Here is a 15,273-nt window from a genome sequence, read left to right on the forward strand (position 1 = left end):
CTAGCCTTAACCCTTCTAAGCGGGCTTCTTCGGCCAGCCGGGCCGCTTCTTCGGCTAATAACCTAGCCTCTTCTTCTAATAAAAATTGATTAAATTCTTCTCGGTACAAATTAAATAATCTAAAGAGTATCTCATCATCAAGTTCGGCTAAAGCTAGCTCTTCGCCATCAACAATAATAGTAATAGTACCGCCATTAGCGCTATCGCCGTTAGCTGGCTGATTAAGCAAACTATTATCAGCGCTGACCCTTTGACCGTTGTTAAGTCCTAAAAAATCTAAGAAAGTTGGCCGCAGCTGGACAAACTCGTTATGTAAAGCGGCCTCTTGCTGCTGCCGTTGAAGTTGATTATTAATTAGCCTAAGTTCGTCTTGCTCGTTAAAGGGCAAGGTTACTTCACTGTTTAAGGTAAAATCTAAATTACTCTCTGGCGAACTATAAACCAAGCCGTTTTGAACCTCGTTAGTAGTAGCGCAAGAGATTATCGCCAATAAAAGTATAAAAATAACTAAATAACGCATTATTAAAATCCTTAAAAATTGGCATCACGTTGGGCAAATTGATTTAAAAACTCTCTAAGCAAACTCTCGTTGGTATGCGGCAGGCTGCTAAGAGCTAAACTTTCAATTTGTACCCAGTATCTAGCTACTTCTTCTTCGCTCCACACGTGGCCGCTGGGACGAACGGGGGCTAAACTGGGTGAAAAATTTAAAAAATTACCGGGAAAAATAAAATTATGGATATGCGGACGCTGCTCTAAGGTACGGCCGCTGGCCTCGATAAAATTTTGCGCTAAAGTTAGATCGCGGTTACTTTGAAAATTTCTAACGGCCATTACCGGGATAGTTATTAACAAAATTGCCCCTAAAGGGATTAAACCCAGCAAAAAAAAGCGTGCCATTTGCTTTTTACTAAAAAAAGCACTGGGCAAATATTTTTTAATTTTTTTATAGTTTAACTTTGGCATTATTGTATAACTTATCGGCTAATTAAGTGAAAAGTGAAAGTTTAAAAGCAAAAGGCAGCTTATTTATTCAGTATTACCTCTCTTACAAGCTTTTATTATCAATTTTTAGTTTTTATCTGGATTATAAGGTTTATTAAGGTTGGCATAGCCGTCTTTTTTAGCAAAGCTTTGCATTTTTTGAGTAAATTGTTCGGGAGTGAGTGTTTTCATAGGGTATAAGATAAACCAATTTTTGGCCGGCCAAAACTAATGAGGGTATTTTGCAAGTTCCAGCAGCGCTGGAACTCGGCTCGGTTGTCATCAACAGTTATGTCGTATTTATCTTCTGTTAATCCTGTTATATCTATCATTTTTCCCTCATATTATTTTAAAAAAAATGTTCATACCTACTTTTATAACATAATGTTTTTCTTTATAATAGTGAGTATATGAAATTTATACCTTTATTTTTAGCACTTATATGGGCTGGGTGCGATTTAAGCACAAATCACAATTTCTTTACCGTCCAAAATAGTAGTACTATTAATGTATTTCTGCAAGAGGTGCGGAACGAAGTACTAGTAGAAGTTTCTCCCGAAAGAATTAATTTTTTTCATAATGGCGGCTCTTTCCATATAACCCGTGAGGGGTTAGCTAAGCATATTAATATAGATATGCCATTTACTGTTGTATTCATTAATAACAATAGTACTCGAATAACTCTCGATAGAGTCATTGTTTTATCTAATGGTAATGAAGAAATCTTTAATAATGTTAGTTCAACCACTATAATATTTCCATAATTTAACCTCTATCGGTATCACGAGCTATTATCGGCCCGTTTAATCCTAACATACTATTTACATAACGGGCCTTACTACGCAACTGTATAATGTTACTAGATACTCCCTGTGACGTTATATGCATTGTTCCAGCTCCTGTTAATTCATAGGGTGGAACTAGTCTATTGGCAGTTATGGTTCTGTTTTGTAAATTTACAGTGAAGGCTCTAGGATTGCTATTAATTAATGTTATATCACCTAGTTGGCTTCCGGGAGGGTTAGGGATTAAAGTAAATCCAGCTGTTTGCCCATAGTTTAGCATTGCTGGCCCGGTGAGGGTTATTGAAGTGGGACGAATAGGGGGAGAGAACACTATATTTGGAACAAATAGACTAATTAAATTTGGTGCACGACCATCTAAATTATACGGGTTAAAAGTAAAATTTTGATTATTATGTATCTCTAAAGTACTGTTACCCAAAGTAAATATAATTGGGGAACCTGATCTGTTTTGAAAAATAAAATCCCAATTCATGGTGGTACCTTGTGTAGTTAAATTAATCCGAAAGTTAGGTTGTAATACGGGGGTGGGAATATAATTATTAAAACTTTGTGTAAAAGTTCCGTTTTTTGTTTGATAAACAATATAGTCGGGATACAGTGTAATAATGCTATCTCTAGAATTATTAGTCAAACTTTGATGACCATTTACAATAATCATCCCATTCCAATCTTGAGAGATAGTCAGTGAACTCATTTTATTATATCCTAAATTACATCCGTTTATAAAAAATAGCAATGATAAATATAAAAAAATTAAACTTATTGGTTTCATACTCATATATAAGCAATCTTTCCTCTTCTTCTAGATAGTTACATAAAAACTCAGCAACTTTTAAAATATTTGCGTCATTAGAGTAATAACTATATTTACACCGGAACCAGCTATACTAAATTGAGGTATTCCCGTACCTATAGTTGTTAATGCTGGAATAGTTCTAGAAGTTATACCGTCTCTACCAATTACTACTAAAGGGATGTTTGTATTGTTTACTAAAGTTGCTGGTATCGCATTAGAACCAGTATTACTTTGCCTAGATATATTAACAATGATTGGTTCCGAAAAATTAAACCCATTAACTAACATTTCAGACTTAGGCACAAATATTCGTCCATATTCTAGTCCTGCACTTCCTCTTCTTCTTTCTATAGTTATACCATCTTCATGGTATATTAACACTGGTATAGGCATAAACCCATCAATTAAATTTCCGTTAAAGTTTCTAATTAAAATGGTATTATTAGATACCGATACTAATTCCATATCTAGTTCTTTTTTATCATTTAAATTACAACTTACAATAATTGTAACCAAAAAAGTACATAATAATACTCTTGCTAAATTAATATTTTTCTTATTTGTTTTTCTCATACCTATTTTATAACATAATATTTTTCTTTATAGTAGGGGGCATATGAAATTTATATCTTTTTTTTATATTTACTTCAAATCTATTGGTGCATTTAACCCAGTAATTGCGCTGGGTACCATCAAATTACTGTAAGGCAATTCAATCAACGTAATCACTGTTACATCAAATTTACTTCCTATAGGCGGAGCAATGCTGCCATCGGCTAAGCTTTTAATTTTGCCGAGCTTACCGGAATCGAGCCGCTTTAAAGTTAGCTCTTTAATTTTAGTACCGCCTTTTCAAGGTTATAACTATTACTTATAATTTACTTTAATTTAGCAGTCTTTGTAAAGTATCGTGCAGACGCATCACATTACGGCTGCTTAGCTCTAAACGATTAGTGCTAAAATTACTACCGATAAGCTGCACTCTAAAGATAGCCGACCCAGCAATAGCCCTCATTTGCTCATAGGTTAAAAAACTTACACCCTCTTCGCTATAAACACCATTACTATAACTATGGGCTACATTATTAAGCGATAACTGCATATTTTGCTGACCTAAACAAATAAAAATAGTTTGTACATTGAAATTGATGGTCCCGGTATAATCGTAACGCAAAATATAATAAAGCCGCGATTCTTCTCTGGCCACCGCCAAAGCTATGGTAAAACTATTTTCGTTATCGATATAAAAAGTAGGCAGATAAAATTGCCTAATGATACGTGTTATATAAGTTGTATGAATTTGATAGGGCCTGATGGCCTCTGCCAATTTAATATCGTGGAACAAACCGCAGCTGCTTAAAGTCATTAAAATGATAGGTATAATTATTTTGTACTTTAACATACCGATAATATAACGCTTTAATAGGAAATAGAGAAATAAAGTTTTTGCTATCGCCACCTATCCCCGCCGCAGAGCAGCGGAGTATTACGGCGGGCTTGCAGGTTTTCTTACGAAAACCGCCGCAAAAACATTTTAAGCGGTTACACCCTAAAGGGTTGAGTATTAGACCCGTGCCTACGGCAATTAAAAGCTTAGTAGTTTTTAATTTTCACTTTATAATTTTTAATTAACGCTGTGTTATTGCTACATAAGCCTGTACATCTACCAAGTAGTTGTATAACCTAATGGCATCTTCGTTACTAAGGCCAACCATACCATCATCAAGCTGATACCAAGTAATATTCGGCATTACCGGTACCGCTAAAGGTAAATTTGGCCTATGATTACCCGTTGGGGTTAGACAACTCGTTAAGCTTAGCAACCACATTATCGCTAGTAACAGCGGCTTTTTTACGGTTAGCTTCATCTTGTACCTCCTTTGCTTTTTGCGCTTGCTCTTGTATAGCCTGCTTATCGCTAGTCATACGTTTTAAATCTTTTTGGGCTTGTTTACCTTGCTCCAATTTTTTACCCAATAAGTAGCTTAATATGGCTGTCGTTGTTATAATTATAACCTTAGCCAGTGCTTTAATTTTATTTATCATTTCTCTCTATTCCTTGTTCCTTATTACCTGTTCCCTTAATGGCTACCCCAACTTTAGATATATCCACCCCTACAAAAGCGGCGGCAATAAAGGTAGCCACCATAATTACCTCGCTCATAGGTATATCAACTACACCCTGCATTTTTAATATTAAACTGATTAACGCCACCAATACCGCCGTTAATTTGCAAGTTATGTTAATGGTATTTGCTTTCAATCGCATCATTTTCTACCCTTTAATTTTTAATTATTAGTTATTAAACTAAGCACCCGATATAAATAACTTAAAGCAGTAAGGCCGCCTACCACCGCCACCAACCAGCCAATAATAGCCTTTGGATTAATAGCATTTAGCCGCTCTTCCAGCTTATTAATTTTGCCGATAAGGCCATTACCGGTCTCTTTGTCTTCGTCCCAATGTAAGCCCACTTTTAGCCGCAAATTACGGTTACTCTTTTTTAAGCTGCTAATCTCGCGCCCATTAACCTCTACTTTACGCATTAGCTCTTCCAATTGCCTTGTTAACTTTTCATTTTCCATCTTTAAACCGTTACCCCTTATCCATCATTTTTTGTTAAGGTAAGTTATCGTATAGGCTAAAGCTCGCTTTAATTAAAAAAGTAAAAATTAAGAATTAAAAAATTTCACTTTTCGCTTTTCAAAGGCTCTTGACACAATTAAAAGATTTATGATACTTTACAGTTAAATACGGTGCACGTAGTTCAGTGGTAGAGCGCCAGATTGTGATTCTGGTTGTCGCGGGTTCAAACCCCGTCGTGCACCCTGCAAAAAAACAACCCTACTAAATTTAGTAGGGTTGTTTTTTAAGCTAAAACTTTAATTTATTAATGTTTTATACCGTACTACGTAATCGGGTTGTCGCCAGTAGATTTATCTTTTTTCACTAATTTACCTGCTTAATATTAAATAATTTAAACAAAGTATTAAATAAGCTATAAAGATAGAAAGGTGTTGGATTAAAGATTGCCGTAAAGTATGATGTTGTTTTTTAAATAAAGGCAAAAACCTAAAAGCTGCTTCTATAACCATAGGTAATAATAAAAGGGCCAAATGCCCTAAAAACCACAGTGAATGAGAATAAAAACTAAACAACCTAACGCCCGAAGCTATATCGATAAACCATAAGGCAGCCGCTAAACGGCGCAGTAAAAAATCGCCGGGTTTAGGTGATAGCCCCTTTTTAGCCGAATAACCCAGCCTAAAAATGTATAAGCTATTAACCAACAGCAATAAAGTGGTAATAATAAAATGTAAAAACATAAGGTGTTGCTTTTAAATGGCCTGCACTTCTTTAACCAAATTGTTAGCCTTAAGTTTTTGGATAATCTCTTCGTTAATGGCCACTCTCAAAAGCCTGCCTCCTTTAATAATTTTGTTATTAAAATGTAAATATATTAAGCTTTCGCCGTAACTATCGCCAATAATATCGCGCAAGGTTAGTAGCTCTTCTTTGTTAATTTCATTATCTTCTTTTAAATAAAGGTGCAACTCTTTAGCCCGTTCTTCATTTTTAGTAGCTTTGGCCTTAATGGCTGCATCGGGCAAAGCCACACGGTCTAGCCTGAATTGCGGTTCACTGCCATTTTTATCTACCTTACCATAAAGCATTAGGGTAGCATTTTCAATTAAGTGCGGTTCCATGTCGGCTAAAACTTTGCTAAAAACCACTACCTCTATGCTACCGTTATAATCCTCTAAAATAAAGCTGGACATCTTTGTATTACTTTTAGTTATACGGCTTTTAATATTTTTAATTAAACCTACTGCACAATATTCTTTACGTAACAAGGCTTCTTCGGTATTAGCTAAGTTCAAAGTATGGTGCTGCTGCCAAGCCCCTTTAAATTTATCCAGCGGGTGGCCACTAATATAAAAACCCAACAGTTCTTTTTCGTGCTCTAATTTTTGATCGAGGACAATATCTTCGGCTTCGGTAAAGGTAAATTCGGGGAAGGCTACTTCATCGGCAAAAGCATCAAATAAACTGGGGCCGGCGTTTTGGCTGGCCTTCTTTTTTACGGCGTGGTCGATGGCTGCCTCGTAGTTAGCCAGTAACTTGCCGCGCTGAAATTCCTTTAAGCCATCAAAAAGGCCGGCTTTAATAAAAATTTCCACTACCCTTTTATTAACGCTTTGCAACGGCATTTTGTCTAAAAAATCATTAAAATTTTTAAATAATCCATCTTGACGAGCGGTAATCACTTCGTTTACCGCTTGTTCCCCTACACCTTTTAAGCCCTGTAATCCATAATAAATTTGCCCGCTGCTAGCCGAAAAACCGGCCGCCGATTGATTAATATCGGGCGGGAAAATTTGTAACCCCATCGCCTTAGCTTCATCAAGATATTTTTTAAAACTACTGGGGTTATTAATGTTTTTGCTTAACACCGCCGCCATAAATTGGGCCGGGTAGTGCACTTTAAGGTAAGCCGTTTGATAGGCCAGCACGCTATAACAAGCGGCATGGCTTTTATTAAAGCCATAACCGGCAAATTTCTCCAACTTTTCAAAAATTTTTACCGCACCAGTTTCGCTGTGGCCATTGGCTTTAGCCCCTTCGACAAAAACAGCTTTTTGTTTGGCCATCTCCTCCGGCTTTTTTTTACCCATAGCCCGCCGCAAAATATCGGCACCGCCTAAACTATAGCCGGCATAAATTTGCGCCACCTGCATAACTTGCTCTTGATAAACAATAACCCCATAAGTTGGTTTTAAAATTTCGGCTAAGCTGGGGTCGTCATAGATAACACTTTTGGGGTTACGTTTGCCTTTAATAAAATCGGGGATATAATCCATCGGACCGGGGCGGTAAAGCGAGTTTAAAGCGATTAAATCTTCGATACTTTCCGGGTCGGTTTCCTTTAAAACCTTGCGCATACCATCGCTTTCAAATTGAAAGATACCGGCGGTATCGGCTTTACCAAAAAGCTTAAAGACCTTTTTATCATCTTCGGGAATTTGTTTAATCTCAAAGTTTGGCTCTGTTTCCTTAACCATAGCAATGGTGCGGTCAATAATACCCAGCGTAGAAAGCCCTAGTAAATCCATCTTAACAAGGCCGCAATCCTCCAGAGCGGTACCTTCATACGCCGTTACAATAATTTTTTCACCGTCTTTATCGGCGGTAATTAAAGGGGCGTAATCTACCACCTGCGTTTTACCAATAACGTGGCCGCAAGCATGCACACCGGTGCCGCGTACCTGCCCTTCTACCCGGCTGGCAATATCAAAAAGCTCGGCATAAACACCGCCGCGCTCCGCAAACTCTTTTAGTTCACTACTATTTTCTAGAGCATCTTTCACATTTTTATGCTCTTTAGTAACAGCTTTAGTAATAGCCAAACTATCGCCATAATGTATATCTAACACTCTTGCCACGTCTTTTAAGGCAGCTTTAGTTTGCAAAGTGCTATAAGTTACAATACCGGCCACATTTTCATCGCCATATTTTTTGCTAATATACTGGGCTACTTCATCGCGCCGTTCATCGTTAAAATCGATGTCAAAGTCGGGCATACTGATACGTTCAGGGTTTAAAAAACGCTCGAAAAGTAAATTATACTTTAAAGGGTCGATGTCGGTAATCGCTAAGGAGTAAGCCACAATACTGCCGGCCCCGCTGCCGCGGCCGGGCCCAACGCTAATACCGTTATCTTTAGCCCATTTAATAAAATCCCATACAATTAAAAAATAACCAACAAAACCCATTTTACTAATAGTGGCTATCTCGAAGGCTGCACGTTCTTTAATAGCCGGTGTTACCGGATTATAACGGCTATTAAGCCCTTCATTTACTAAATAAGTTAGATAAGCCTCTTCATTAGCATAACCGGCCGGGATAACGTAATCGGGTAATAAAGCCCCCGGTTTGGGGATAGTCAGATTACATCTTTCAGCAATTTTTACAGTGTTAGCTAAAGCCTCCGGTAAATCGGCAAAAAGGGCAGCCATTTCATCGGCAGTTTTTAAATAACAGTTAGGGCTAGCTCGCATACGTTCAACATCATCACGTTTAGCCTGTGTCCCTACACAGATAAGAATATCATTGATAGTTTCATCTTCTTTTAAAAGATAGTGCACATCGTTAGTGGCCACCAAAGGGATACCGGTTTCGGCGCTTAATCTGGGCAGCTCTTTCCGGATAATTTTATCTTCGGGAAAACCATGGTCTTGAATCTCAAGGTAAAAATTATTACGGCCAAAAAGTTTATCGTAATAAAGGGCACGCTTTTTAGCTTCTTCATATTTATTATTTACAATAAGGTACGATACCTCGCCGACTAAGCAGCCGCTTAAAGCAATTAACCCTTCGTAATGCTGCTGTAAAAGTTCGTCATCTACACGCGGTTTGTAATAAAAACCTTCCGTATAAGCTTTACTGGTTAAAGTTAGTAAGTTTTTATAGCCAACTTCGTTAGTGGCCAACAAAACCATATGAAAATTACTACGCTCCCCGGCCACTGCTTTACGGTCGTGCCTGCTATAAGCCACATAAACTTCGCAACCAATAATGGCTTTAATACCCTTTTTTTTACAGGCATCTTCAAAACTTAAAATACCAAGCATATTGCCATGGTCGGTTAAAGCCACAGCAGGCATATTATAGCTTTTAGCCAACCCCGCAAGGCCCGCTACGGTGGCCGAACCATCTAAAAGCGAATAATCACTATGATTATGCAAATGCACAAAATTATTAGCCATATATGTTAGTTTAGCACTTTTTGTGGCTTATGGCAAGGCATATTGTTAGGCTCTCTTGCCATTAACTGCTAAGTTATGTTATAGTAACCGCACTATGGGTGTACGCGGCGAAATTTTTAGCATAACCACCTTTGCCGGTGATAAAACTTATTTTTTTAACATTAAAGAAAATAGATATAAAAATATTTATATGACTATCGCCGAAAGTGTGCGTAAAGCTAACGGCGGCTTCGAGCGTTTTCAGTTGGCCGTTTTTGAAGAAGATTTTGCCTTTTTTAGTGTTATGTTATGGAAGGCAGAAGAACTTATAGAGCAAAATATTACCAGCTGGGAAGATAAATTAACAGCCAAAAGCGGTAAGCGTTTTTATAGCTTTAAGCTGGAACCGGCTATAAGAAAGTGGCCGGCTTGTTTAACTATAACCGAACATAAAAATGACGAAGATGTTAAAAATAACAGAGTAATTAAGCTTTTTAAAGATAACGTTACCAACTTTAGTATTGGTTTTAATAAATGCCGGGCCTATAAAGAGGGCGGCCATGCCAACCTTAATAAACCTTATAATCCAAATAAAAGTTAATAATTAATAAAATGATAAGGAATAAGTAACAGTGAATATTTTTAATAGTTATTTATTATTCTCTATTCTTTTTATTCCATATCCTTAAAAAGAGGAATAACTTTTAGTTTTTCGTTTTCGCTTTTCAACTATATAAAATATCTCTTTATTTTTTGCTTGTTTTATGTTACCCTATCCTTATGCAAGATAACTTAGAGCAGCTTTTAACAGATATTTGTAAAGGGTTACAAAATTATATCGCCGGCATTGGTTTTACTAAAGTCCATTTAGGGTTAAGCGGCGGCTTAGACAGCGCCTTAGTGGCCGCATTGGCTTGTTTTAGTTTAGGGCCGGCTAATGTAAAAGGATTTTTACTGCCCAGCCGCTATAGCAGCCGGCATAGTCTTGATGATGCTTTAGCTTTAGCCGATAATTTACAGATTAGCCACGATACCATAGCCCTAGAGAGCGTTCACCAAAGTCTTGAGCAACTGCTAAGCCCGCACTTTAGCTTAACCGGACTGCCCGATGAAAATTTGCAGGCTCGCTTACGCGGCGTTATTTTAATGGCTTACTCTAATAGTACCGGCAGTCTCTTACTTTCTACCAGCAATAAAAGCGAGCTGGCCGTAGGTTACGGCACTTTATACGGTGATATGTGCGGTGGGTTAAACCCTATTGGGAACCTTTATAAAACCGAAGTTTATGCTTTATGCCGCTATATTAATAAAATAAAAGGCAATGTTATACCTAATAATATCCTAACCAAAGCCCCTTCTGCCGAGCTGCGGCCAAACCAAAAAGATAGCGATAGTCTGCCCGATTACCCTACCTTAGATAATATTTTAAAATTATATTTAGATAAAAACCTATCTTTAGAGCAAATTACAGCGGCCGGTTACAATTACGAGGTAGTAAGCAAGATAATTAAGTTAAATAAAAATAATTTGTTTAAGACGGCACAAAGCCCGCCTATCTTAGAATTAAGAGGGGTTGTACTTTAATTATTAATTTTTACTTCTTAATTATAATTAAATAAAGGTATTTTATGACGCAATATTTAATAGCCCTCGATCAAGGCACAACTAGTAGCCGCACTATCATCTTTGATAAGCAAAGTAAGATAGTTGGCTTAGCTCAAAAAGAGTTTAAACAAATTTACCCGCAACCGGGCTGGGTAGAGCACGACCCATACGAAATTTGGGCCAGCCAGTTAGCCACTCTAAAAGAGGTTTGTAAAAGCGCCGGCATAACGGCCAAGCAAATAGCCGCCATCGCCTTAACCAACCAGCGCGAAAGTACCCTTGTATGGGATAAAACTACGGGTGAACCTATCTATAACACTATTGTGTGGCAGTGCCGCCGCACCGCCGGCCACTGTGATGAGCTTAAAGCCAAAGGTTTTGACAAAGTAATTAAAGATAAAACGGGGTTAATTATTGACGCTTATTTTTCGGCCACTAAGCTTAGCTGGCTACTGGATAATATAGCAGGCGCCCGGGTTAAAGCCGAAAGCGGACAATTACTTTTTGGCACGGTAGATAGCTGGTTGTTATGGCAGCTTACTAAAGGCGAGGTGCACGCTACCGATTATAGCAACGCCAGCCGTACTATGCTCTTTAATATTCATACATTACAATGGGATAACGATTTACTTAAAGAATTTAATATCCCGCTGCAAATGTTACCGCAGGTAAAACCCTCTAGCTATCTTTATGGTTATAGTGCCGCCGAGTTTTTAGGGCACGAAATACCCATTAGCGGCGTAATTGGCGACCAACAGGCAGCTCTTTTTGGACAAGGTTGCTTTGAGGCGGGAGCCGTTAAAAATACTTACGGCACGGGCTGCTTTATCTTAATGAATACCGGCGCTAAAGCGATAAACTCGCAGAATGGCCTTATCACCACCATTGCTTGGGGAGTAAATAACCAAATTGATTACGCCTTAGAGGGCAGTATCTTTGTGGCAGGGGCGGCCATTCAGTGGTTACGCGACGAACTACAGCTGCTAACCGATGTGGCCGCCAGTGAAAGTTATGCTACAGCGGTAAACGATAACGGTGGGGTTTATGTCGTGCCGGCCTTTGTGGGGCTAGGTGCACCTTATTGGCAGCAGCACGTCAGCGGTCTTATTACCGGGTTGCGGCGCAATAGCAGCAAAGCCCATCTTATTAGGGCTACTTTAGAATCTTTAGCCTATCAAAGTTGCGATGTCATTAAAGCTATGCAAGCCGATGCCGCTATTCCTCTTAAACATTTGTATGCCAACGGCGGGGCTAGCAACAATAATTTTTTAATGCAATTTCAGGCTGATATTTTAAATACCGAAGTTATCCGTCCTGCTATTACCGAAAGCACAGCTTTAGGCGCCGCCTATTTAGCCGGCTTAGCCGTAGGTTATTATAAAGATAAAGCCGATATTATTAAAAATATTACCGCTACCGGTACTACCTTTAAACCGCTAATAGACGATAATTACCGTACTAAGCTGCTTAACGGCTGGCAGCAAGCTATTAAACAAGCTCTTACTTAATTGTTAAAAATATTTACTCATCTTTAATAACTAGTTGATTAGTATCGTAAAGCACCTGGGCATGATTGGCTTTAATCTCTTTATCTTCCATAGTGTTACCGGTTTTTACATCAACCACACGGCGGTAAATATTATTGTTACGGTAAACTACTCCTTGCTCGCGTGAGAAAAATTCTTGCTGAGCTTTAATATGGTAGCGATAAGGCAGTAACTGGTTAGCGCGCAGCTCGGCACAAAGGTGGTGCTCATCGCACCATACCAATAATTGAAAAGTTAAAGCTGTGTTGTTAGCAAAACGGTAATCTAAATAATTATACATAATGGAGGTGCCGCAGCCAAAAGGAATTTGGCGGCCGTAATCGGGAAATAAATCGATAGCATCGTGGTGGTGGTGCTCTGTAATCTCAAGCGGGCTGTGCAAAACCAGCCAATGAATAAGGTTAGTAAACTGGCAAAGCCCGCCGCCAATACCGCTGCTAGGTGCACCTTTAGCAATAACTAAGCCCTCTTTGTAGCCTTTGCGAGCAGTAACTGCTCCTACCAAATACCAGAACGAAAAAATTTGACCGGGTTTAATAATAATACCATTTACTTTTTGGCTGGCCAACTGTAAATTGACAGCTTTATTTTCTTGTAATGTCATATCAACATTCCCAAGCTTGCGCCTTATTAAAGATTTATGGCTATAAACTACGACCGGCAGCGGCTGTATTTCTTTAACTTTAGCTAAACGATAACCTTTAAAAAAATTTTGCCAATGCCGTTTAAGACAGCATTTATATACCGATAAACGATAAGTTAAAGATGAATATTCGCAAAATAATTTTCTGGCCAAAATCAATAACCTCTTTAAACCGTTATAAGAGATAGTATACCACAAAATAGTAACTATCGGCGTAATTAAATAATATTAAAAACTAACCTACTTGTAACTATATTATGTTATCCCACTTAAGCAAGACTAATATTTGACATTCCTTGAAATATCTGTTAAATTTAATTAAAAGCAGGAGTGTTTATGGCTTATCAAATACAATTACTAAAAAATTTTGCTGTTTTGCCTAATTGGGAAGATAAATTAGGAGAACTAATTACTTTAGCTAACACAGAGGACTGGACATTTAAAAAGCCAGTTTTAAGTAAAAAAGGTAACGAAATAACATATCCTATTTTAAGAAACTATTTAGACCACACTTTTAATAAAGTTAAAAATGATTATGACCAAGCAAGTGATATGAACAAGAATAAGTATTTCTTAATATCGGAGGATATAGCTTGTTTTGATACTGGCCTCTTTACAAAATACTATGAAAGAATTTTTGCTTTTTTTGAAAAAAATAGAAACCCACTCAAGTACCAATGGGTTTTCATTGGCTTTAAAAAAGAAAGCGACCACAATTTTCAAAATGTTACTCGTTTATATAAGTTACCAGAACGTGCCAACTATTTTTCTAACGTTTCTGAGTTGATTTATGATTACAGATTGCCTATTCAGCCACCATCTGCAGAGCATGTATTAGAGGATATTGACAATTTTGAAAGAATACCTATAGAAATAAGGAATAATCGCCGTAAAAATGATATATACCAATCATTAGTAGGAGCTGTAAAAAATGTTGAAAAACGCTTAGCTGGTAACTATAAAATTGCCATACCTCAATACTTTCAAAATAAAATACAACTGTTAATCCCGATTGATTTAGGAGCAGAAAAAGTAAACTTGGCTTTAGCTTTAAATAAATACGAAAACTATTATTCTGGTAGAACGCTTTTGACTTTAGAAATGGCTTACAATAATGCCCGTTTAATTGTTAAGCCTGAAAGTGATTGGCTTTTACCGTAAAAATAAAAATGTGCAAATGTGCATTTATGTATTGACATAAATTAGTAGCGGTGTTATATTATGTATGTAGCAAGTATCTGTTACATACATGTAAACTTTTTATCAGTATTTTCTGATTATAGAAACTTCCATAAACATTTTTTTAACTACAAAGTTTTTATCTCAAAAGCCTCCTAACGGAGGCTTTATTTTTTACTAAACTCTTTTAATTTTATAGACAAACTCCTCTCCTTATACTATACTACCCCCATGCCAAAATTTGAAGTTATTGCCCCTTATCAACCTATGGGCGACCAGCCGCAGGCTATTGCCAAAATTAGCGAAGCCCTTAAACGCGGCGACAAATACCACACTATGAAGGGCGTAACCGGCAGCGGCAAAACCTACACGATGGCCAAAATTGTAGAGTCCGTACAAAAACCCACACTGGTGATGAGCCATAACAAAACCCTCGCCGCCCAGCTTTACCGCGAATTTAAAACTTTCTTACCTAATAACGCCGTTGAATATTTTGTAAGTTATTACGACTATTACCAGCCCGAAGCTTACGTAGCTGCCCGCGACCTTTATATAGAAAAAGAAACCGACATTAACAAAGAAATTGAACGCATGCGTCTTGCCGCTACCACTAGCCTGATGGAGCGTGAAGATGTATTAATTGTTAGCAGCGTAAGCTGTATTTACGGGTTAGGCAACCCCGGCAGCTTTAAAGATATGCGCCTTATGCTGCACCCGGGCGACACCCTTAAGCCCGAAATTATCATCGACCGTCTTATTCAAATGCAATATGGCCGTGATGACATTACCTTTAGTCCCGGTAATTTTAGGAAACGCGGCGATAGCCTCGATGTCTATTTGGCTTATTATGATGAAGCTTATCGCATAGAGTTTGATTTTGATACCATCGCCAGCATTAAACAAATTCACCCCCTCACCGCCGCTATACTAGGCACGCGCGACTACCTTACCATCTATCCCGCTAAG

General features: G+C 37.9%; 17 protein-coding genes and 1 tRNA gene. 6 read left to right on the forward strand and 12 right to left on the reverse strand.

Features of this window, described 5'->3' with window-relative positions:
• The 9 genes from FWE37_05905 to FWE37_05945 all read right to left on the reverse strand — a co-directional run.
• Nucleotides 1-520 (reverse strand): hypothetical protein (locus FWE37_05905; protein ID MCL2520518.1); only part of this gene is annotated, 520 nt, incomplete at its 3' end.
• A gap of 11 nt (nt 521-531) precedes the next feature.
• Nucleotides 532-966 (reverse strand): hypothetical protein, encoded by a 435-nt coding sequence (locus FWE37_05910; protein MCL2520519.1) that lies wholly within the window; start codon nt 964-966, stop codon nt 532-534.
• 206 nt (nt 967-1,172) lie between these two features.
• The gene (locus tag FWE37_05915) at nt 1,173-1,316 is read right to left on the reverse strand and encodes a hypothetical protein (protein ID MCL2520520.1); all 144 of its coding nucleotides are present in this window, start codon (nt 1,314-1,316) and stop codon (nt 1,173-1,175) included.
• Between the two features lie 433 nt (nt 1,317-1,749).
• The gene (locus FWE37_05920; GenBank protein MCL2520521.1) at nt 1,750-2,562 is read right to left on the reverse strand and encodes a hypothetical protein; all 813 of its coding nucleotides are present in this window, start codon (nt 2,560-2,562) and stop codon (nt 1,750-1,752) included.
• A gap of 60 nt (nt 2,563-2,622) precedes the next feature.
• Nucleotides 2,623-3,159 carry a hypothetical protein gene (locus FWE37_05925; protein MCL2520522.1) on the reverse strand — a complete coding sequence of 179 codons (537 nt, stop codon included), beginning with the start codon at nt 3,157-3,159 and terminating at the stop codon, nt 2,623-2,625.
• Nucleotides 3,160-3,469: 310 nt separating this feature from the next.
• Nucleotides 3,470-3,988, reverse strand: a complete 519-nt coding sequence (locus FWE37_05930; GenBank protein MCL2520523.1) for a hypothetical protein — start codon at nt 3,986-3,988, stop codon at nt 3,470-3,472.
• A gap of 383 nt (nt 3,989-4,371) precedes the next feature.
• Nucleotides 4,372-4,632 carry a hypothetical protein gene (locus FWE37_05935; GenBank protein MCL2520524.1) on the reverse strand — a complete coding sequence of 87 codons (261 nt, stop codon included), beginning with the start codon at nt 4,630-4,632 and terminating at the stop codon, nt 4,372-4,374.
• The gene (locus tag FWE37_05940) at nt 4,622-4,858 is read right to left on the reverse strand and encodes a hypothetical protein (protein MCL2520525.1); all 237 of its coding nucleotides are present in this window, start codon (nt 4,856-4,858) and stop codon (nt 4,622-4,624) included. Before FWE37_05940 ends, FWE37_05935 begins: the two co-directional genes overlap by 11 nt.
• A gap of 17 nt (nt 4,859-4,875) precedes the next feature.
• On the reverse strand, nt 4,876-5,172 hold the full coding sequence (locus tag FWE37_05945) for a hypothetical protein (GenBank protein ID MCL2520526.1): 297 nt from the start codon (nt 5,170-5,172) through the stop codon (nt 4,876-4,878).
• A gap of 171 nt (nt 5,173-5,343) precedes the next feature.
• Here FWE37_05945 and FWE37_05950 point away from each other — a divergent pair.
• Nucleotides 5,344-5,415: transfer RNA gene (locus FWE37_05950), tRNA-His, on the forward strand.
• Nucleotides 5,416-5,541: 126 nt separating this feature from the next.
• Here FWE37_05950 and FWE37_05955 read toward each other — a convergent pair.
• The gene (locus FWE37_05955; GenBank protein MCL2520527.1) at nt 5,542-5,913 is read right to left on the reverse strand and encodes a hypothetical protein; all 372 of its coding nucleotides are present in this window, start codon (nt 5,911-5,913) and stop codon (nt 5,542-5,544) included.
• A 12-nt stretch (nt 5,914-5,925) separates the two neighbouring features.
• Nucleotides 5,926-9,354 carry a DNA polymerase III subunit alpha gene (gene dnaE, locus FWE37_05960; protein ID MCL2520528.1) on the reverse strand — a complete coding sequence of 1,143 codons (3,429 nt, stop codon included), beginning with the start codon at nt 9,352-9,354 and terminating at the stop codon, nt 5,926-5,928.
• A gap of 55 nt (nt 9,355-9,409) precedes the next feature.
• Between dnaE and FWE37_05965 the strand changes: the two genes are divergently transcribed.
• The 3 genes from FWE37_05965 (at nt 9,410) to glpK (ending at nt 12,446) form a co-directional block, all read left to right on the forward strand.
• Nucleotides 9,410-9,934: a PUR family DNA/RNA-binding protein gene (locus FWE37_05965; GenBank protein MCL2520529.1), complete on the forward strand. Its 525-nt coding sequence runs from the start codon at nt 9,410-9,412 to the stop codon at nt 9,932-9,934.
• A gap of 179 nt (nt 9,935-10,113) precedes the next feature.
• Nucleotides 10,114-10,917: an NAD(+) synthase gene (gene nadE / locus FWE37_05970; GenBank protein MCL2520530.1), complete on the forward strand. Its 804-nt coding sequence runs from the start codon at nt 10,114-10,116 to the stop codon at nt 10,915-10,917.
• Between the two features lie 44 nt (nt 10,918-10,961).
• Nucleotides 10,962-12,446 (forward strand): glycerol kinase GlpK, encoded by a 1,485-nt coding sequence (gene glpK, locus FWE37_05975; GenBank protein MCL2520531.1) that lies wholly within the window; start codon nt 10,962-10,964, stop codon nt 12,444-12,446.
• Between the two features lie 13 nt (nt 12,447-12,459).
• Here the strand turns inward: glpK and FWE37_05980 are convergent, their stop codons facing one another.
• Complete coding sequence (locus FWE37_05980) at nt 12,460-13,281, reverse strand: VanW family protein (protein MCL2520532.1); 822 nt, start codon at nt 13,279-13,281, stop codon at nt 12,460-12,462.
• 183 nt (nt 13,282-13,464) lie between these two features.
• Here FWE37_05980 and FWE37_05985 point away from each other — a divergent pair, with 183 nt between their 5' ends.
• Both FWE37_05985 and FWE37_05990 read left to right on the forward strand, forming a co-directional pair.
• Nucleotides 13,465-14,289, forward strand: a complete 825-nt coding sequence (locus FWE37_05985; GenBank protein ID MCL2520533.1) for a DUF3825 domain-containing protein — start codon at nt 13,465-13,467, stop codon at nt 14,287-14,289.
• A gap of 249 nt (nt 14,290-14,538) precedes the next feature.
• The coding region (locus FWE37_05990; GenBank protein ID MCL2520534.1) for a DEAD/DEAH box helicase family protein at nt 14,539-15,273 on the forward strand (735 nt) is incomplete at its 3' end.

Source organism: Spirochaetaceae bacterium (assembly GCA_009784515.1).
Lineage (GTDB): Bacteria > Spirochaetota > Spirochaetia > WRBN01 > WRBN01 > WRBN01.